The 18,986-nt window shown below is 65.6% G+C and carries 22 protein-coding genes; 7 read left to right on the forward strand and 15 right to left on the reverse strand.

What is annotated here, in order from left to right:
• From K5Q19_RS02415 to lpdA, 4 genes are all read left to right on the forward strand, one after another.
• Positions 1-2,112 (forward strand): 2-oxoglutarate dehydrogenase E1 component (locus tag K5Q19_RS02415; protein ID WP_292940740.1); only part of this gene is annotated, 2,112 nt, incomplete at its 5' end.
• A gap of 28 nt (positions 2,113-2,140) precedes the next feature.
• On the forward strand, positions 2,141-3,343 hold the full coding sequence (gene odhB, locus K5Q19_RS02420) for a 2-oxoglutarate dehydrogenase complex dihydrolipoyllysine-residue succinyltransferase (RefSeq protein ID WP_292940743.1): 1,203 nt from the start codon (positions 2,141-2,143) through the stop codon (positions 3,341-3,343).
• A gap of 7 nt (positions 3,344-3,350) precedes the next feature.
• The gene (locus K5Q19_RS02425; protein WP_292940746.1) at positions 3,351-3,818 is read left to right on the forward strand and encodes a hypothetical protein; all 468 of its coding nucleotides are present in this window, start codon (positions 3,351-3,353) and stop codon (positions 3,816-3,818) included.
• Positions 3,819-3,824: 6 nt separating this feature from the next.
• Complete coding sequence (gene lpdA / locus K5Q19_RS02430; protein WP_292940749.1) at positions 3,825-5,225, forward strand: dihydrolipoyl dehydrogenase; 1,401 nt, start codon at positions 3,825-3,827, stop codon at positions 5,223-5,225.
• A 69-nt stretch (positions 5,226-5,294) separates the two neighbouring features.
• Here lpdA and K5Q19_RS02435 read toward each other — a convergent pair whose 3' ends face one another.
• The gene (locus K5Q19_RS02435; RefSeq protein ID WP_292940752.1) at positions 5,295-7,493 is read right to left on the reverse strand and encodes an EAL domain-containing protein; all 2,199 of its coding nucleotides are present in this window, start codon (positions 7,491-7,493) and stop codon (positions 5,295-5,297) included.
• A gap of 88 nt (positions 7,494-7,581) precedes the next feature.
• On the opposite strand from K5Q19_RS02435, the gene K5Q19_RS02440 reads away from it, so the two are divergent.
• Both K5Q19_RS02440 and K5Q19_RS02445 read left to right on the forward strand, forming a co-directional pair.
• Entirely contained in the window at positions 7,582-8,262 is a 681-nt protein-coding gene (locus K5Q19_RS02440; protein WP_292940755.1) for a TRIC cation channel family protein, read from the forward strand.
• Positions 8,263-8,264: 2 nt separating this feature from the next.
• On the forward strand, positions 8,265-8,681 hold the full coding sequence (locus K5Q19_RS02445; RefSeq protein ID WP_292940758.1) for a DUF2147 domain-containing protein: 417 nt from the start codon (positions 8,265-8,267) through the stop codon (positions 8,679-8,681).
• Positions 8,682-8,783: 102 nt separating this feature from the next.
• Here K5Q19_RS02445 and K5Q19_RS02450 read toward each other — a convergent pair whose 3' ends face one another.
• From K5Q19_RS02450 to leuC, 10 genes are all read right to left on the reverse strand, one after another.
• On the reverse strand, positions 8,784-9,782 hold the full coding sequence (locus tag K5Q19_RS02450) for an NADPH:quinone oxidoreductase family protein (protein ID WP_292940761.1): 999 nt from the start codon (positions 9,780-9,782) through the stop codon (positions 8,784-8,786).
• A gap of 76 nt (positions 9,783-9,858) precedes the next feature.
• The gene (gene leuD, locus K5Q19_RS02455; protein WP_292940764.1) at positions 9,859-10,449 is read right to left on the reverse strand and encodes a 3-isopropylmalate dehydratase small subunit; all 591 of its coding nucleotides are present in this window, start codon (positions 10,447-10,449) and stop codon (positions 9,859-9,861) included.
• Between the two features lie 97 nt (positions 10,450-10,546).
• Positions 10,547-10,732, reverse strand: coding sequence for a hypothetical protein (locus K5Q19_RS02460; protein ID WP_292940766.1), 186 nt, complete (start codon positions 10,730-10,732; stop codon positions 10,547-10,549).
• Positions 10,733-11,092: 360 nt separating this feature from the next.
• Entirely contained in the window at positions 11,093-11,320 is a 228-nt protein-coding gene (locus K5Q19_RS02465) for a hypothetical protein (protein WP_292940769.1), read from the reverse strand.
• 125 nt (positions 11,321-11,445) lie between these two features.
• Complete coding sequence (locus K5Q19_RS02470) at positions 11,446-12,426, reverse strand: AraC family transcriptional regulator (RefSeq protein ID WP_292940772.1); 981 nt, start codon at positions 12,424-12,426, stop codon at positions 11,446-11,448.
• A gap of 184 nt (positions 12,427-12,610) precedes the next feature.
• The gene (locus tag K5Q19_RS02475) at positions 12,611-13,546 is read right to left on the reverse strand and encodes an OmpA family protein (protein WP_292940775.1); all 936 of its coding nucleotides are present in this window, start codon (positions 13,544-13,546) and stop codon (positions 12,611-12,613) included.
• 277 nt (positions 13,547-13,823) lie between these two features.
• Positions 13,824-14,696, reverse strand: coding sequence for an SDR family NAD(P)-dependent oxidoreductase (locus K5Q19_RS02480; RefSeq protein ID WP_292940778.1), 873 nt, complete (start codon positions 14,694-14,696; stop codon positions 13,824-13,826).
• A 75-nt stretch (positions 14,697-14,771) separates the two neighbouring features.
• Positions 14,772-15,173: a type II toxin-antitoxin system VapC family toxin gene (locus K5Q19_RS02485; RefSeq protein WP_292940781.1), complete on the reverse strand. Its 402-nt coding sequence runs from the start codon at positions 15,171-15,173 to the stop codon at positions 14,772-14,774.
• Complete coding sequence (vapB, locus tag K5Q19_RS02490) at positions 15,173-15,430, reverse strand: type II toxin-antitoxin system VapB family antitoxin (RefSeq protein ID WP_292940784.1); 258 nt, start codon at positions 15,428-15,430, stop codon at positions 15,173-15,175. Before vapB ends, K5Q19_RS02485 begins: the two co-directional genes overlap by 1 nt.
• 76 nt (positions 15,431-15,506) lie before the next feature.
• Positions 15,507-16,937, reverse strand: a complete 1,431-nt coding sequence (gene leuC / locus K5Q19_RS02495) for a 3-isopropylmalate dehydratase large subunit (RefSeq protein ID WP_292940787.1) — start codon at positions 16,935-16,937, stop codon at positions 15,507-15,509.
• 132 nt (positions 16,938-17,069) lie between these two features.
• Here leuC and K5Q19_RS02500 point away from each other — a divergent pair, with 132 nt between their 5' ends.
• A complete protein-coding gene (locus K5Q19_RS02500; protein ID WP_292940790.1) occupies positions 17,070-17,576 on the forward strand; it encodes a sterol desaturase family protein in 507 nt (168 codons plus the stop codon).
• Between the two features lie 63 nt (positions 17,577-17,639).
• Here the strand turns inward: K5Q19_RS02500 and K5Q19_RS02505 are convergent, their stop codons facing one another.
• The 4 genes from K5Q19_RS02505 to K5Q19_RS02520 all read right to left on the reverse strand — a co-directional run bounded on the left by K5Q19_RS02505 (position 17,640) and on the right by K5Q19_RS02520 (position 18,974).
• Positions 17,640-17,990, reverse strand: a complete 351-nt coding sequence (locus K5Q19_RS02505) for a YbaN family protein (protein WP_292940793.1) — start codon at positions 17,988-17,990, stop codon at positions 17,640-17,642.
• 1 nt (position 17,991) lies between these two features.
• Positions 17,992-18,399, reverse strand: coding sequence for a SufE family protein (locus K5Q19_RS02510; protein WP_292940796.1), 408 nt, complete (start codon positions 18,397-18,399; stop codon positions 17,992-17,994).
• 85 nt (positions 18,400-18,484) lie between these two features.
• The gene (locus K5Q19_RS02515) at positions 18,485-18,709 is read right to left on the reverse strand and encodes a hypothetical protein (protein ID WP_292940799.1); all 225 of its coding nucleotides are present in this window, start codon (positions 18,707-18,709) and stop codon (positions 18,485-18,487) included.
• Positions 18,710-18,731: 22 nt separating this feature from the next.
• Positions 18,732-18,974, reverse strand: a complete 243-nt coding sequence (locus K5Q19_RS02520) for a hypothetical protein (protein WP_292940802.1) — start codon at positions 18,972-18,974, stop codon at positions 18,732-18,734.
• Positions 18,975-18,986: the final 12 nt, after the last annotated feature.

The raw sequence follows: 18,986 nt of genomic DNA on the forward strand, positions 1-18,986 counted from the left end.
GGCATGGCGCACCGCGGGCGGCTCAACGTGCTGGCGAACGTGCTGGCCAAGCCCTACCGCGTGATCTTCCACGAGTTTTCCGGCGGCACCGCGAACCCCGAGGACGTCGGCGGTTCGGGCGACGTGAAGTATCACCTTGGCACCAGCACGGACCGCGAGTTCGACGGGATCAAGGTGCATATGAGCCTGCAGCCCAACCCGAGCCACCTCGAAACAGTGGACCCGGTGGTGCTGGGCAAGGCACGGGCGCAGCAGGCGTTTCGTGATGACATCGGCAAGGGCAAGCACAAGCAGGTGCTCCCCATCCTGATCCACGGCGATGCGGCCTTTGCGGGCCAGGGCATCGTGTGGGAGTGCTTCGGTTTTTCGGGCGTGCGCGGGTACAACACCGGCGGGTGCATCCACTTCATCATCAACAACCAGATCGGCTTCACCACCAGCCCGCAGTTCAGCCGCGGCTCGCCCTATCCGAGCGATGTGGCCAAGGGCGTGCAGGCGCCGATCATCCACGTGAACGGCGATGACCCGGAAGCGGTGACCTTCGCGTGCAAGCTCGCCATCGATTACCGCCAGAAGTTCGGCCGCGATGTGGTGGTCGACATGTGGTGCTATCGCCGCTTCGGCCACAACGAGGGCGATGAGCCGAGCTTCACCCAGCCGCTGATGTACGCAAAGATCAAGCAGCATCCTGCGGTTTCGGAAATCTATGCGCGCCGCCTCGTCGAGCAGGGCGTGATCGACAAGGACTGGAAGGGCGAGAACGAGGACCGCTTCGTCGCGACCTTGGAGAACGAGTTCGAGGCAGCCAAGAGCTACAAGGCGAACGAGGCCGACTGGTTTGGCGGACGCTGGAGCGGGCTCAACAAGCCGGCCGATCCGGAAACCGCGCGGCGCAACGTGGCGACCGGGATCGACCAGAAGCGCTTCGACGCGCTGGGCCGGACGCTGACGACGGTGCCCGAGGGGCTGACCATCCACAAGACGCTGGCGCGCGTGATCGAGGCCAAGCGGCAGATGTTCGGCGAAGGCCAGGGCTTTGACTGGGCGACGGCGGAGGCGCTGGCGTTTGGCAGCCTGCTGACCGAGGGCTTCAACGTGCGGCTTTCGGGGCAGGATTCGGGCCGCGGCACCTTCAGCCAGCGCCATGCGGTGTGGGTCGATCAGACCGACGAGCGCAAGTATGTGCCGCTGACCACGCTGCCGCACGGCAAGTTCGAAGTGCATGACAGCCCGCTTTCGGAATACGGCGTGCTGGGCTTCGAATATGGGTATGCCAGCGCCGACCCCAAGACGCTGGTGCTGTGGGAAGCGCAGTTTGGCGACTTTGCCAACGGCGCGCAGATCGTGATCGACCAGTATATCGCGGCCTCCGAAGCCAAGTGGCTGCGCGCCAACGGCCTCGTGATGCTGTTGCCGCATGGCTATGAGGGACAGGGCCCGGAGCATTCGTCGGCAAGGCTGGAGCGCTATCTGCAGCTTTGCGCCGAGGACAATATCCAGGTCTGCAACATCACCAGCCCGGCGAACTACTTCCACGTGCTGCGCCGGCAGATGCAGCGGCCGTTCCGCAAGCCGCTGATCATCATGACGCCCAAGAGCCTGCTGCGCCATCCGTTGGCAAAGTCGAAGGCTTCGGACTTCGTTGGCGAGGGGCACTTCATGCGCATCCTCTCCGACATCAACCCGGCGGCGGACGCGGATACCAAGCGCGTGGTGCTGTGCAGCGGCAAGGTTGCCTACGACTTGATCGAGGCGCGCGATGCGGCGGGGATTACGGACACACAGATTATCCGGCTGGAGCAGCTCTATCCCTTCCCGGGCGAGCCGCTGGCGCTGCGGCTTTCGCGCATGGCGAACCTTGAGGAAGTGGTGTGGTGCCAGGAAGAGCCGCGCAACAATGGCGCGTGGTTCTTCGTCGAGCCGCTGATCGAGGAGGCGCTGAAGGCAGCGGGCAGCAAGGTCAGCCGCGCGCGCTATGCCGGGCGCAACGCGGCGGCATCGCCCGCCACGGGTCTTGCCAAGCGCCATGCCGCCGAACAGGCCGCCCTGATCAGCAACGCGCTTTCGCTTTCGGTGCGCGGCGAGCTGCGCCGGACCAAGAAGAAGGCCTGAAACCCTTTCAGTTTGAGAGATTGAACGCATGTCTATCGAAGTCAAAGTTCCGGTCCTCGGCGAGAGCGTCAGCGAAGCGACGGTTGGCCAGTGGCTGAAGCAGCCCGGCGAGGCGGTGGCGCTGGATGAGCCCATCGCGAGCCTTGAGACCGACAAGGTCGCGGTCGAGGTGCCCTCGCCCGTGGCCGGCATCATGGGCGCGCATATTGCCGCCGAGGGTGACACCGTGGCGGTGGGCGCGCTGCTGGGCCTGATCGAGACGAGCGGCGTGGCGACTTCGCCCTCCCCTGCCCCGGCGGCAGCGGCGGCTCCGGCTGCGGCGGTTGCTGCGGACGATGCGGCGGCGCTTTCGCCTGCCGTGCGGCGCGCAGTGCTCGAGCATGGGATCGACCCGGCGACGGTCAAAGGCACCGGCAAGGACGGACGCCTCACCAAGGAAGACGTGCTGGCGGCGGCTGTTGCCAAGCAGGCCGCGCCCGTGGTGGCGGCGCCTGCCCCTGCCCCGGCGCCGGTGGTGAGCGTGTCCGGCGAACGGCGCGAGGAGCGGGTCAAGATGACCCGCCTGCGCCAGACGATCGCCAAGCGGCTGAAATCGGCGCAGGAAACCGCCGCGATGCTGACCACGTTCAACGACGTGGACATGAGCGCGGTGATGGAAGCGCGCGCGAAGTACAAGGACGTGTTCGAGAAGAAGCACGGCGTGAAGCTGGGGCTGATGAGCTTTTTCGCCAAGGCTTCGGTGCTGGCGCTGAAGGACATTCCGGCGGTCAACGCGCAGATGCAGGGCGATGAGATCGTCTATTTCGACTACGTCGACATTTCGGTCGCGGTTTCGGCGCCCAATGGCCTCGTCGTGCCGGTGGTGCGCGATGTCGACAAGATGAGCTTTGCCGGGATCGAGAAGGCCATCGCCGAATACGGCAAGAAGGCGCGCGACGGCACACTGACCATGGCCGACATGGCGGGCGGCACCTTCACGATTTCGAACGGCGGCGTGTTCGGTGGCCTCATGTCCACCCCGATCATCAACCCGCCGCAGTCGGCGGTGCTGGGGCTCCACCGGATCGAGGATAGGCCGGTCGTCCGCGATGGGCAGATCGTGGTGCGGCCGATGATGTATATCGCGCTGAGCTATGACCACCGGATCATCGATGGGCGCGAGGCGGTGACGGCGCTGAAGACGATCAAGGAAGCGATTGAGGATCCGACCCGGCTGCTGATTGATATGTGAGGGCGCTATGCGCGGGGTTTTTGCATTCATGCTTCTGGGGGGTGCCTTGCCCCTCCACGCGAATGCAGAACCCTTGCGCTTCGTTCCCTTCACCGATCAGTTTCTGGCAATTGAAATTCCAGCGGCAGCGACGCAGAGCGAAGCCGACAGTTTTCAAGTAGCGTTTGGTGCCCGGCGGGCGAGCTTCGAGTTGAGCTGGTCCACACCCCATGTGAACGAACGAACAGTCGATTGCGGTGCTAACGCTGCCACGTATCGGATTAGCAGGCCGAGCATCTACGCCTACTCCTGCCTTATGGACGGGAACGTGGTCTACCACGTCGAGAAGTTTGGTCGGACCTATCGTATCGGTGCCAGTGATGCCACCGAGACCGTTGAGTTGAATATGACTTATCCTGCGGACCAGCGTGCATTCTGGGACCCTATTGTTACGCATATGAGCCGGACACTGCGGGTCCAGGCGCAGAAAAGGTAATCTCCCATGGCTGAATACGACTACGACGTGCTTGTCATCGGTGCCGGCCCGGGCGGCTATGTTGCGGCGATCCGGGCGGCGCAGCTGGGGCTGAAGGTGGCTTGTGCCGAGGGGCGCGAAACGCTGGGCGGCACGTGCCTCAACGTGGGGTGCATTCCTTCCAAGGCGCTGCTGCACGGTTCGGAGAAGTATGCCGAGGCGGTGGACGGCACGTTTGCGAGCTATGGCATCAAGACCGGGCCGGTGACGCTCGATCTGGCGGCGATGCAGCAGCAGAAGCTGGATTCGGTGAAGCAGCTGACGGGCGGGATCGAGTTCCTGTTCAAGAAGAACAAGGTGACCTGGCTGAAGGGCTACGCCTCGTTCGTGGATGCGCACACGGTGTCTGTCGGCGGTGCGAATGTGACCGCGAAGGACGTGGTGATCGCAACGGGTTCGAGCGTGACGCCGCTGCCGGGCGTGACGGTGGACAACGACGCGGGTGTTGTGGTCGATTCCACCGGTGCGCTGGCGCTGGACCGGGTGCCGGATCATCTCGTGGTGATCGGTGGCGGGGTGATCGGGCTGGAACTGGGTTCGGTCTGGCGGCGGCTGGGCGCGAAGGTGACGGTGGTGGAGTTCCTCGACCAGTTGCTGCCCGGCATGGACGGCGATGTGCGCAAGGAAGCCGCCAAGATCTTCAAGAAGCAGGGGATGGAGCTGCGGCTTTCGACCAAGGTCACGGGCGTTGCCGTGAAGGGCAAGACTGCGACGCTGACACTGGAGCCATCGGCAGGCGGCGCGGCGGAGACGCTGAGCGCGGACTGCGTGCTGGTTGCCATCGGGCGGCGGCCGAATGTGGAGGGGCTGGGTCTCGAGAAGATCGGGCTTGAAGTGAACAAGCGCGGGCAGATCGAGACTGGGCATGATTTCCGCACGAGTGTTCCGGGCGTCTGGGCGATCGGCGACGTGATCCCCGGGCCGATGCTGGCGCACAAGGCCGAGGACGAAGGCGTCGCCGTGGCGGAGTTCATCGCCGGGCAGACGGGCATTGTGAACCATGCGGTGATCCCGGGCGTGGTCTATACCTTCCCAGAGTTTGCGGGCGTGGGGCTGACCGAAGAGGCCGCGCGCGAAAAGGGCGAGGTCAAGGTTTCCAAGTTCCCGATGCTGGCCAACAGCCGCGCCAAGACCAACCACGAGCCGGACGGCTTCGTGAAGGTGATCGCGGACGCCAAGACCGAGCGCGTGCTCGGCGTGTGGTGCATCGCGAGCGTGGCGGGTTCGATGATTGCGGAAGCCGCGCTGGCGCTGGAGTTTGGCGCGACAGCGGAAGACATCGCCTATACCTGCCATGCCCACCCGACCCATGCCGAGGCGCTGAAGGAAGCGGCGATGGGGATTGGCGGCAAGCCGATCCATATCTGAGGGGGGGGCCCCCTCCGACCCGCTTCGCGGGCCACCTCCCCATTTGTGCTTCGCAAAAATGGGGAGGATCTAGGCGCGTTTGCGGACTTCGACTTCGAGGAATTGCGGCGCGCTGGTGCTGACCATGCGGGCGGCGGCGGCGAGGGCGTAGGGGCTGGCGCGGTAGCGGGTGACGAGGCCGCCGGCGCCGTCGCTGACGAGCGGGCTCTCGAACTCCACGCCGATGGTCGCGTCTTCTGAGCGTGAAACGGTGACGACGGCAAGCTGGCCCGCGCCGAGATCGAGCACGAGGCTGGTGCCGACGGGGACGCCGACAAGGCCTTCGATCCGCGCACCGGTGGCCGAGAGATTGCGCAGCAGCGCTTCGTAGCGGTGGTCTTCGTGGATCACGCCGATGCGGCGGTAGACCGAGCGGCGCTCAGGCCGGTGGCGCTTGGGGCCATCGGGCGGGATGTGGAGTTCGCCCGCGGCCATGCGTTCGAGCACGACCGCCTGTTCGAGCGGGGGCGAATAGAGGAAGCCCTGGATGAGCCGCGCACCCTTGGCGCAGACGACATCGCGCTGGTCGAACGCCTCGACGCCTTCGACCGTGGTTTCCATGCCGAGCGCATCAGCGAGGCCGATGATCGCGGCGATGATCTTGGCGCTGTTCTGGTCGCTCAAGGTGCAGCTATCGACGAAGCTGCGGTCGACCTTGAGCTTGTCGAACGGCGCGGCGCGCAAGTAGCTGAGCGAGGAATAGCCGGTGCCGAAATCATCCAGCGCAAGGCGGACGCCGAGGGCCTTGAGCGCCTTGAACGCCGCATCGGTGGTCTCGCTATCGCCCATGAACACGGATTCGGTGAGTTCGAGTTCGAGCCGTTCGGGATCGAGTCCGGTTTCGGCGAGGACATCGGCGACAACGCCCGGAAACTCGGGGTGGGCGAACTGCACCGCCGAGACATTGACCGCGATGCGCAAGGGGTGCGGCCAGCGGGCGGCATCTTGCGCGGCCTGGCGCAGCGCCAAGGCGCCGAGCGGAAGGATCATGCCGGTATCCTCGGCAACCGGGATGAACACCGAGGGCGGCACCGCGCCGCGCTCCGGATGTTCCCAGCGCATCAGCGCCTCGAAGCCGACGACGGCATGATCATCGGTTCGCACGACGGGCTGGTAGACCATGCCGAGCTGGGGTTCTTCCCAGCTGTCGTCCCCGCCATCGACCGAGGCGATGGCATCGCGCAGGGCCTCTTCGAGCAGGCGGCGCTCTTCCTTCTCGTCCTTCAGGTCGGAGGAATAGAAGCGGAACTGGCCGCGTCCGCCGTGCTTGGCAGCATAGAGTGCAAGGTCTGCGGCGCGGACGATATCCTCGCGCTCGGTGCCATCGAAGGGGGCTATCGCCATGCCGATCGAGACGCCGATGACGACATGGTTGTCGTCGATCGAATAAGGCTGCGAGATGAGGCCGATGATCTTTTCGGCCAGTTCACCAAGCTTGCCGCGATCTTCCTGATCGGCGAGCAGGATCTGGAATTCGTCGCCGCCGAGCCGGCCGATCTCGCCAGCAGTGCCGACGACGCGGGTGAGGCGCTGGGCGACCTGGCGGAGAAGCTCGTCGCCCGCGGGGTGGCCGAGCGTGTCGTTGACCTGCTTGAACCGATCAAGATCGAGCATCATCAGCGTAGCCGGGCGCAGGGTGCCCTTGAACGCGGCGAGTATCGAATCGAGGCGGCGGGTGATGCGATGGCGATTGGCAAGGCCGGTGAGCGAATCGAATTCGGCGAGGCGCGAATCCTCGATGCGGCGTTCGTATTCCACCGTGATATCGCGCGCGCTGCCGCGATAGCCATGGAATGCGCCGTCACTGCCTGGCTTGGTCACATCAATCTTCGGCTGGCCCGAAAGCGCCCACCATGCGCGGCGCGTGCCGGGGGCGCAGCGATCGGGCACGAGCCGGACGGTGACATCGGTGAGGCGGTTATGCGCGCCGAGTAGGAATTGCAGCGGCCGGTCGGAGCGTTCGCCGGGGTGTTCGGGATCGGTTTCGAAAAGGCTGGTAAAGGGTTTGCCGATCAGATCCTCCACCGCAAGGCCGAAGCGTTCGCAGGCGACGGGGGAGATGTAGGACAGGCAGCCGGCCGCGTCGGTCGCCCAGAACCAACCGGAATGGCCACGCTCGATATCATCAAGCACCGCCAGCCGGTGCTGCGCGCGGTGCGCCGCATCGTCGCCGAAAGCCGGCGGTTGCGGCGGCCGGGATGCCTGCCAGGGCTTGAGCAGATTCTTCACGTGGCGCAGAGAGCCTGTTGGAGAAAGGGGCCGGTCCAGATGGCATCCTAGGCACGGGTTGGTTACTTTCGTCCTAAGTGGAGTGTGAATGAGCCTGATTTCCATCCTTGCGCTGAACCTGCCCGCGCCGCCGCGATTGCCGGCTTCGGAAGTCTTCGCGCTGATCGCGGCGCTGGACCCGGCGGGCATCGCGATCGCTGCGCTGAGCGGCGCGCTGCTGGCGGCGCGGATGCGGCAGACCTTTGTAACGATGGCGTTTTTCGCGCTGGTGACGGGTGTGGGCGGTGGCACGGTGCGCGACCTGTTGATCGGGGCGCCGGTATTCTGGGTGCACAACGCCTGGACCGCACCGGTATGCCTTATCGCGGCGCTGCTGGTGTGGTTCAGCCCGGCGCGCTGGTGGCAGGGGGACAGCACGCGGGTGATCGAATGGGCCGATGCGGCGGGGCTTGGCGCCTATGCGGTGCTGGGGACGGCCAAGGCGCTGGCGCTGGGCGTGGCGCCGGTACCGGCGGCGATGATGGGCGTGATCACCGGCTGCGTGGGCGGGGTGATCCGCGATGTGATCGCCGGGCGGCCCTCGATCATCATGCGGCCCGAGCTTTACGTGACGCCCGCCGCGCTCACTTCGGCGATCTGCGCGGGTGGACATATGGCGGGAATCGACAAGATGATCGTATGGCCGGTGGCGGCGCTGGCGGGCTTTGGCCTGCGCGGCGCGGCGATACAGTGGCAGCTGGCACTGCCGGCCTATGGGCGAAAGGGATGAGGATGCGGAAGGTGTTGTTTGCCGCTGCGCTGACATTGGCGGCGGGTGCGGGTGCGGCGGAGCAGGCGAGCCCCTATGGCCAGTGGCGCACGCCCGAGCGCGGCGGGCTGATCGAGGTTTCGCAGTGCGACGGCGGGCTTTGCGGCAAGATCCTGGGCGGGACGCCGGGGGCATCGCCCGAGGACGGGCTGGACCGCTACAACAAGAACCCGGCGCTGCGGTCACGGCCGCTGATCGGGCTCTACGTGTTTCGCGGGCTCAAGCCGGCGGGCGGGAGCTGGAAGGGCTCGATCTACAATCCCAGCGATGGCGGGACATATACCGCGACCGTGACGCTGAAATCGGCGAGCGAGATGACGGTGAAGGGCTGCGTGGTCTGGCCGCTGTGCAAGACGCAGACCTGGGCGAAGGTGCGGTAGAAGATTAAACCCCTCCGACCCGCTTCGCGGGCCACCTCCCCATTTGTCCCTTCGGGAAAAATGGGGAGGTGCCGGAGCGCAGCGGAGGCGGAGGGGTCTACTTCACTCCATCGTGACGACGACTTTGCCCACAGCCTTGCGGTCCGCCAGCATGGCGATGGCTTCACCGCCGCGTTCGAGGGGGAAGCGGGCGCTGACGCGGGGGTTGATCTTGCCGGCCTTGAGCAGCTCGAACAGTTCGGCGACGTGCTCGGCGTTCTTCTGCGGTTCGCGCGCGGTGAAGGCGCCCCAGAACACACCGCAGACGTCGCACGATTTGAGCAGCGTGAGGTTGAGCGGCAGCTTGGCGATGCCGGCGGGGAAGCCGACGACGAGGAAGCGGCCTTCCCACGCGATGGCGCGCACGGCAGGCTCGGAATAATCGCCACCGACGATATCGTAGACGATGTCCGCGCCGTTCGGGCCGCAGGCGGCCTTGAACGCATCGGCCAGCGCCTTGCTCTGGTCCTTGTCAAAGGGCGGGCGGCCGTAGATGACGACATCGTCCGCACCGGCTTCGCGCGCGGCGGCGGCCTTTTCTTCGCTCGAAACGGCGGCGATGACGCGGGTGCCATAGGCCTTGCCAAGCTCGATCGCGGAAATGCCGACGCCGCCGGCAGCGCCGAGGACGAGCATGGTCTGCCCCGCCTTGATGTGGCCGCGATCCTTGAGGCCGTGGATGGTGGTGCCGTAGGTCATCAGCAGCGAGGCCCCGGTTTCGAAGCTGACGCCTTCGGGCAGCGGGAACATGCGGCCGGCATCGAGCGCGACCTTTTCGGCAAGGCCGCCATTGCCGCACATGCCGATCACGCGATCGCCCACCTTCCATTGGGTGACGCCCTCGCCCACGCTTTCGATCACGCCCGAGAACTCGCCGCCGGGAGCATAGGGGCGCTGCGGCTTGAACTGGTACATGTCGCGGATCATCAAGGTATCGGGGAAGTTGATCGCGCAGGCTTTGACCGCGACGACAACCTGGCCGGGGCCGGCAAGGGGTGCGTCGATCTCGTCGAGGGTCAAGGTTTCGGGGCCGCCGACGGCGTGGGTGCGTAGCGCTTTCATGGGTCTCTCCGGTGCTTTGGTTGGCACCTTTGAGCCATGTTTTTGGAGGCTTGGGAAGACTTATTTAAGCGGGTGGTTAAGCCGGGTGAACGAGGAACGGGCGCTCGGCGCTGGCTTTCGCTTCGTAGGCGCTGATCGCATCGCCGCGGGCCATGGTGAGGCCGACCTCGTCGAGGCCGTTCAGGAGGCAGTGCTTGCGGAAGGCGTCGATCTCGAAGGTGAAGCGGTCCTGGAATGGGGTCGTCACGGTCTGGGCTTCGAGGTCGATGTGGACGGGTTCGGTCTGCGCGACTTCCATCAGGCGGTCTATGGCTTCCTGCGGGAGCACGACGGTGACGATGCCGTTCTTGAAGGCATTGCCCGAGAAAATGTCCGAGAAGGAAGGCGCGATGACGGCCTTGATGCCGAGATCGAGCAGCGCCCAGGCGGCGTGTTCGCGGCTGGAGCCGCAGCCGAAGTTGTCGCCCGCGATGAGGATCGGCGAGCCTTTGAATTCGGCGCTGTCGAAGATGTTGTCCGGATCCTGGCGCAGTGCCTGGAATGCGCCGCGCCCGAGACCTTCACGGCTGATCGTCTTCAGCCACTCGGCAGGGATGATCACATCGGTGTCGATGTTCTTGCGGCCGAACGGGATGGCGCGGCCATCGATGGTGCTGACGGGTTCCATGGCGCGGGCCTTAGCCGGAGGGGGGCTTTGGATGCAAGGCTGTGCTTTGCCTGCGAGGGCGGTTACCCCTCCCCGCTCGGGGACGGGCTTTGGGGGGTCAATCGGTGTCGATGGGATCGACGGGGGGCTTGGCCTTGGCCTTTTCCGCGCGTTCCTTGCGGCGCGACGAATAGAGGAGAGCGGCGGCAAGTGCGGCCGAACCGATCGCGGCGCCGGCGATGGCTGCGGGGCCGGTCCAGCTGCTCGAATCCCGGGCGCTCTCCTTATCGGTCTTCTTTGTCACGCGTGTGCTCCTTGATCACTTTCAAGATCAGACTGCACGCGTAAGATTGCAAGAGCGCCGGCTCCGCTTTTTTCAGGCGGCTGTGCGTCGCCTAGAGCCTGTCCTGATGAGGTGGAGGCATCGGCACGGAGCCGATTTTGGCCCAGCGCGAGGCGAGAGGAGGGAGCTATGCTTGCCCATAGTGACCGACGATCAACGCTGCGATGGGCCAAAAGCGGCCCGCCCCTTCGGGGTCGCGTCAGGAAGCCTCTCGGACAGCATCGCGCCGCTGGCACGGGCTACCAGCCCGCACCGCGCGGCGCTCCTTGCCGAGAAGCTTCCTGACGCGATGACGATGCCTCCACCTCATCAGGACAGGCTCTAGCGCAGCTTCCTGCCAAAGCCCGGCGGCTCCGTCAGGTCTGGTAAGTCACAGACCGTGCCGGTCCGGAACGTCTGTTCCTTGATCAGCATTTTGAGCGCCGTATCGATGTGGAGTGCAGCGAGATGCAACTCCGCCTCATCAAGTGACTGCAGCACGTCTTCGAGGAACTCACGGATATCTCGAAACTGCTCTGGTCCGAAAGGACAATCGGCCATGCCAGCCACTCCCCGCTCTTATAGCCCGGCCATTCCCTGGCCGGTTGACAGGCGTTTATTCAGGCTGGAAAGTATCGCCAATCCGGAGGAAACTTATATCAAGAAGGCGCAGCCCGATCATCAAGCAAACGCAATCAGCTGCGTTCGGCGCGGCCTCGTGTCGTCGAAGGGGTTTCGCCAAAATAGCGGCGATACTGGCTCGTAAAGGCTGCCGAGCTGGAAAAACCCATGGCATAGGCGATATCGGTAATGGTGTCCCCGGCTGCGGGAAACATCAGGCGGCTGCGCGCAAGCTGCATGCGTTCGCGGCGCTGCCATTCCATCGGTGAGCAGCCGAAGCGGGCCTTGAACGCATATTGGAGCGCACGCGCGGAAAGACCGCTCAGGCGTTCCATTTCGGTGAGCGTGAGCGGCCGATCATGGCTTGTCCGGACCAGATCGCAAACAACATCGATGCGGTGCCGATCCCGTGAAACCTTAAGCGCGCTCTCGGCATCCTGCGGCAGGAGCGCGAGCGCGTGGATTGTCCAGCGATACATCGCGTCCTCGATCCCGAGGATTCGGGCATAGTGCGGATTGCCCGACGTTGTTTCGATGAGGCTGCACAGTTGCTGAAACGCGGGAAAGATCTCGCGCTGGCGGCGCATATCGAGGGCGTAAGGACGATCGTCGATCCGCGCCTGCCCGCTGCCATCGCCCATCATAGCCGAGGCGGTTTCGCGCAGTTTGGCGATGGTGACGTTGGCGGTGACGATCATTTGCGAAGTGCAATCTGTCGTGCGCCGCAGGTTTGGCATCAGCAAGCCCTGACAGCCGCCTTCGAAGGCCAGTGTCGTCCGGTCACCCCGCATCGTCCCGTAGCCATGGAACGGGATGATCAGCTGCCAGCCCTTCGTTTCCTCGACCTTCACTTTCGCCGTCGTGAGCGCGGCGGTGATGACATCGAGATCGCCGACCCGCCGGGCAGCCACTTTGGCGGCGAATGGTACATGGCGATCTTCGTCCAGGGTGCAGATTGCGGGGACCATGGTCGCCCAGGTATCGGCTGCGACCCGCGCATCGGGGGCCACCTTTGCATTCGCATTGCCAAAGGGAAGTGCCGGCAGACGGTACATGCCCTGCTTTGTCTACCGATCGAAGATTCAGTGCAACCCTCTAGCTGCTGCCGCTCTTGCGGCTGCCGCGGCAAGAGGGAACCCGGCGCAAACAAATCGGCCGGCACACGCGGGTGGCCGGCCGATCCGGTAGCGGTGTCGCGTCAACAGGACCCGGACGTAGATCCTGCCTGCTGCGCGCTGATCAAAGCCCGTCGACGGCCTTGCTGACCATGACATTGACCGAAACGCGGCGGTTCTGCGCGCGGCCTTCCGGCGTCGAATTGTCGGCCAACGGGTTGGCGGTGGCCATGCCGCTGGGGGTGAGCATGCGGTAGGGCTTCCAGCCGCAGGCCTGCTGCAGATAGTTGACCACGCGGGTCGCGCGCTGATCACTGAGGCGCTGGTTGAGCTCTTCGCTGCCGCGATTATCCGCGTAACCAACGACGAGCATGACCGCGTTCTTGATGCCCTGCGCCTGGGTGGCGGTGGCGCAGAGATCGGCCTTGCCCTGCTCGGTCAGCATGGTCTTGCCCGAGGCGAAGTTCACGTTGGTGGTGCTCTTGATATTGAACTCGTCGATATCGGCGAAGCGGCTGCGCAAGGATTCCGTCATCGCGCGCACTTCGGCGGTGGCGGCGCTCTGCTCTTCAAAGCCCTGCTTGGTGCCGGTGCGGATCATGTTGGCGATCTTGAGATCCTTGTCCTTGAACTGGATATCGGCCGCCATCAGCGCATCGCCCGATTGCAGCGTGTGGACCGTGACCGGCAGGCCATTGAGCAGTGCATTGGCAGCGAGCTGCTGGCGGCTCATGCCGAAGAGGCCCTTGCTCGAGCGGATCTTGGTGAGGTCGTTGACGTTGACGATGGTCTTGCTGCCATCATCGGCGGTAATCTCGATCCGATCGGCACTGCGGCGCGAGATCACGCCCTTGATATCCGGGCCTTTGGGCAGCGTAGCGACATCGCCGGCAGGGGCGACGGTGGTGCGCAGTTCGGCACCGGTGGCGGTGGGCTGCTGGGCTTGGCTCTGGTCGACCGGCGGGAGCTCCTGCGCCAGCGCAACGGGGCCGGCCGGCAGCGCCGCGGCGAGCGCGGCGGCGAGGATCAGGCCGGTCTGTCCGGTAGTGGGGGCACGCATCGGGTTACTCCTTCAAGCTCTGTCATGACGCCGCGCGGTGGGGCCGCGGGGAAGCCGAATGCTTCGCAGCAAGGTTTCGCCGCGTGAAGCTGAACGGTTTCACGTTCTTCCCTGCTGGAGCAGGCTTTCTGCCAGATGAACAGACCGGTTCGGACGGGGCGTGGCAAGGCTGCGCCGTGCGGGTGCTGCGGCAGGGCGTTGGGGATGGGTCCAAATGCCTGAAACGGCCCGATTTGGCGCCATCGACCAGCCGTGTACGTGGCACGGCGGGACGAGATCAGAGCCCGACGAGGCGCGCGCTGTCATCCCACAGGCGGGCGCAGGCAGCGTCATCGCGCGCCAGAGTCGAGGGTTCGATGCGCACCAGCAGAGGGCCGCGGACCGACCAGTAGTCCCCCCGCGCGCCGCCGTAGCGCGGATCGATGGCGAGATCGGCGAGGAACTGGCCCGAGCGCGGGATCGTGCTGGTGCGGTCGCTTTTCATCAGGCGCGGGAGGATCAGGCTGACAAGCGCGGCGATGATCCGGCCATTGTCGCGCCCGAGGCCGGTGTGGGGGACATAGCCGGGGTCGAAGGCGAGAACGTCGATCCCGGGGAGCCGGCGCGGGGCTTCGCGCGCGGTCATGATGTTGGCGAGCTTGGAGGTGCTGTAGGCGCGGAAGCAGGCCTGACGGACGCCTTTTTCTGCGGTGGGATCGGTTTCGGGATGGGCGAGGCGCGCGGCATCGGCGTGGACGGGGGGCGTGACCGGGGTCTTCTCCGCCGGATCATGCGTGCCGCTGCCGGTGAAGATGACGCGCGCACCGGCGGCGAGGCGCGGGGCGAGCAGGCGCAGCAGGAGATAGTGCGCGAGGTGGTTGACCGCGAAGGTGCGCTCGAACCCATCGGCGGAGCGTGCGGGCTTGGCGAGTTGGAGCCCGGCGTTGAGGACGAGGACGTCGATCGGCCCCTCCCCAAGCGCGGCGGCGAACGCGCGGACGTTGGCAAGCGCATCGAGATCGAGCGGGAGCGCGGTGACGCGGCTGGCGAGTGAGGGCGGCAGCGCGGCGGGATTGCGGGCGCCGATGGTGAGCGTGGCCCCGGCACCCGCCAGGCGCTCGGCGGCATAGAGGCCGAAGCCGGCGGTGGCGCCGGTCATCACGATGCGCATGGGAGGTTCCGATCCGGATTTAGGTTGCGATGTGCAACTTATAGCGAGGCTAGCGCAAGCACAAGGGGGGCACTGCTATCCGGTCCAGTCTTCGCAGAGCAGTCCTTCGACGCGGGCAAACTCGCGCAGATTGGCCGTGATGACCTTGAGCCCGAGACTGCGGGCATGGCCGGCGATCAGCATGTCATAGGCGCCGATAAGCTGGCCGGACCGCGCCAGCGCAGCGTGGATTTCGCCGGAATGACTGGCTGCTTCGGCATCGAAATCAAGCACTTCGAGACCGGTGGCAAGCTCGTCGACACGCGTCCGTTCGTAGTGCGGGTCTGCGGCTCTGGCGGCGCCGTGGACGAGTTCGTGATAGGTCACTGCAGAAATGCAAGAGACCGCCGCCTGTTCGGCAAACCGCGCGCGGACAGGCCCGCCGCGTCCGCGCAGCAAGTGGATGCACACGTTGGTGTCCAGCATGTTGCGCAGCATCAGGAGAAATCGCGCTCCTGCAGCGGTGGCTGTTCGCGATCCGGAAAATCGGGCGAGCCCGGCCCGTCGAAGAATTCATCCCAGAACTGGCTTACCGGCGTGATCACAAGGCTGCGGCCTTGCTTGCGCACGACGACCTGCTTGACGCTGTCCGGGAAGGCGAGCTCCTTCGGAATACGCACCGCCTGACTGCGGTTCGACTTGAAGACGGCTGCCCGGTTGGACGGGCGCGCAGTAGGACGGGACGGTGCGTTCATCCCTCGGAAAGTGCGGCTTCCGGCGGGATATGTCAACGGGATATGCCAGTCTGAAAAATAGGGACTGTCCCTATTTTCAGACTAGCTCTCGCACGTCCGTCAGCCTGCCCGTCACCGCCGCCGCCGCTGCCATGGCGGGCGAGACGAGATGCGTGCGCGCGCCTGGGCCCTGGCGGCCGACGAAGTTGCGGTTCGAGGTGCTGGCGCAGCGCTCGCCGGCAGGGACCTTGTCCGGATTCATGCCGAGGCAGGCCGAGCAGCCGGGTTCGCGCCATTCGAGGCCGGCTTCGAGGAAGATCTGGTCGAGGCCTTCTTCCTCGGCCTGACGCTTCACGAGACCCGAGCCGGGGACGACGATCGCCCAGGTGACGTTCGGCGCCTTCTTGCGGCCCTTCAATACGGCGGCGGCGGCGCGCAGGTCTTCGATGCGGCTGTTTGTGCAACTGCCGATGAACACGTTCTGGATCTCGACCGAGGTGAGCGGCTGGCCGGGTTCGAGCCCCATGTAATCAAGGCTGGCGCGCGCGGCGGCCTGCTTCGAGGCATCGGCGAAGCTTTCGGGCGCGGGAACCACGCCGGTGATCGGCAGCACGTCTTCCGGGCTGGTGCCCCAGGTGACGCTGGGGGCGATATCGGCGGCGTTGATGACGACGGTCTTGTCGTACTTGGCGCCGGAATCGGTCGCGAGGCTGCGCCACCATGCCACGGCCTTGTCCCACTCTTCGCCCTTGGGCGCGTAGGGGCGGCCCTTGAGGTAGGCGAAGGTCTTGTCGTCCGGCGCGATAAGGCCGGCGCGGGCGCCGTGTTCGATTGCCATGTTGGAGACGGTGAGGCGGCCTTCGATGGAAAGGTCGCGGATGACTTGGCCAGTATACTCGATCACGTGGCCGGTGCCGCCCGCCGCGCCGAGCACGCCGGTGATGTGAAGGACGACATCCTTGGCGGTGACGCCGGGGAGCAGCGTGCCTTCGACGCGGACTTCCATCGTCTTTGCGCGCTTCAAAAGCAGGGTCTGCGTGGCGAGGACATGCTCGACCTCGCTGGTGCCGATGCCGAAGGCGAGCGCGCCGAGGCCGCCGTGGCAGGCGGTGTGGCTGTCGCCGCAGACGATGGTCGCGCCGGGGAGCGAGAAGCCCTGCTCCGGCCCGACGACGTGGACGATGCCCTGCTCCGCATCGGCATCGCCGATATAGCGGATTCCGAAAGCGGGCGCGTTGGCTTCGAGCGCCTCGAGCTGCGCGCGGCTTTCGCGGTCGGCGATGGGAACGCGGGCGCCCGCGGCATCGCGGCGCGCGGTGGTCGGCAGGTTGTGATCAGGCACCGCGAGCGTGAGATCGGGGCGGCGCACCTTGCGGCCCGCAAGCCGCAGCGCCTCGAACGCCTGCGGGCTCGTCACTTCATGGACGAGGTGGCGGTCGATATAGACAAGGCTGGTGCCATCGTCGCGATCCTCGACGACGTGGGCGGCCCAGATCTTTTCGTAGAGCGTTTGCGGGGTGCTGGTCATGGCCTGCGCGCTAGACCCGGTGCGGAGGCTTTTCAAGTCGCGGCAGGGGGCAGGCGCGCAATTTTGTTACCCATGGCGCTTGCCCGAGAGGATGGCTGGGAACGCAGCGCCGGGTGGTGTAGAGGCGGCTGCATGATTCAGTTCCTGATCGTGTTCGCCACCGTATGGGCGATGGAGTTTGTGGCGTGGAGCAGCCACAAGTATGTGATGCACGGCTTTGGCTGGGCCTGGCACCGCGACCATCACGAGCCGCACGACAATTTCTTCGAGCGCAATGACCTCTATGCCGTGGTCGGCGCGGCAATTTCGATCAGCGGGTTCATGTGGGGCAGTCCGCTGATCGCCGGCGAACAGGCCTGGTGGCCGGCGACGTGGATCGGCGTGGGCGTGCTGATCTACGGGATCATCTATACGCTGATCCATGACGGCCTCGTCCACCAGCGCTGGTTCAAGTATGTGCCGCGCAAGGGTTATTTCAAGCGGGTGGTGCAGGCGCACAAGCTGCACCATGCGACCATCGGCAAGGAAGGCGGGGTGAGCTTCGGCTTCATCATCGCGCTCGATCCGGCCAAGCTGAAGCAGGAACTGCGGCGCCAGCGCGAGGCGGGGATTGCCGTGGTACGGGATGCGGTGGACTGAGGCTTCGTTTGGGACGGGACATGCCCTCCCCCGGCCCCTCCCGCATGCGGGAGGGGGGAGAGGTTACTCGTTGCGGGTCCAGATCCAGGTGCCTGAGAGGGCCGTGACGCCAAGAGGGATCAGCACCCAGGGCCAGCCGGCGGCGAGACCTGTGACCAGCACGGACACCAACATAGCGATCAGCGCGGCCCATTTGGCGCGGCGGGGGATGGCGCGGCGATTGCGCCAGTCGAGCAGCAGGGGCCCATACGTCGGATGATCGAGCAGGCGCTGCTCCCACACCGGATTGCCGCGCGCGAAGCAGAACAGCGCGAGCAGCAGGAACGGAACGGTGGGCAGCAGCGGCACGAATGCGCCGACTGCGCCGATCCCGACGAAGAAGAGGCCCGCCCCGGTCCAGAGGTGGCGTTTCATGTCATCCGGCTATGCGTGCAGCGTGTTCGCGCACCAGGGCGATCATGTTGGGAACGCCTTGGGTGCGGTTGCTGGAGAGCTGGTTCTTGAGGTCGAATGGCGCGAGGAGCGCGGCGATATCGGTTTCGGCGACGTCGCGCGCGGGCTGGTCCTGCACTGCGGCGAGGACGAGCGCGACAATGCCCTTGGTGATCGCGGCGTTGCTGTCTGCGAGGAAATGCAGCGCATCCCCGGTTCCGGCGACCGGATAGACCCAGACGCTGGCCGAGCAGCCGCGCACCAGCGTGGCGTCGGTCTTGAGCGCTTCGGGCATCGCCTCGAGCTTGCGGCCAAGATCGATCAGCAGACGGTAGCGCTCGTCCGCGTCGAGGAATTCGTACTCTTCAAGGATGTCGTCGAGGTGGCTCATGGGCGGCGGACATAGCGGATCGGATGGCGGGGGCAAGCAGGTAGAAAGTACCCCTCCGACCCAGCCTTGCGGCGAGGTTCCGTTTTCAGAGATCCACGCCCGCCGCGATGGCTTCGAGCTTGCGCAGGCGCTCCTTGATGTCGCTGAGGTCGATCATGCCGAGCGCGTGGCTGGTGCCCTCGGCGGGGCGGGCAAGCTGCTGGCGCTGGAGATCGAGCCAGCCGTTCCATGCGGTGAGCGCGGTGCGGGCGAGGATTGCGAGCCCGACGAGCGTGGCGGCGGCAAGCACGGCGGCGGTAGTGAAAGGCATGGGGCGCTCCTTTCGGGGTGGCTCAATGGTCGCGCAGGGCTTCGATATCCTGCGCGAGGCGGCTGGCATCGCGGCCATCGGTGAGGATGCGTTCGAGCACTTCGACGCGCTTCCTGAGTTCGATGACTTCGCGTTCGAGCATCGGATTGGCGGCGGGCATGTCGTGCGGCTCTGACCGCAGGCCCATGCGTTGATCGCGGGTGCTACGAAGGTAAGCCCAGGCAATGATCGCGACGATCGCGACGATGGCGCTTGTGAAGCTCATGGTTAGGTCCTT

Source organism: Novosphingobium sp. (assembly GCF_019748365.1).
Classification (GTDB): Bacteria; Pseudomonadota; Alphaproteobacteria; order Sphingomonadales; family Sphingomonadaceae; genus Novosphingobium.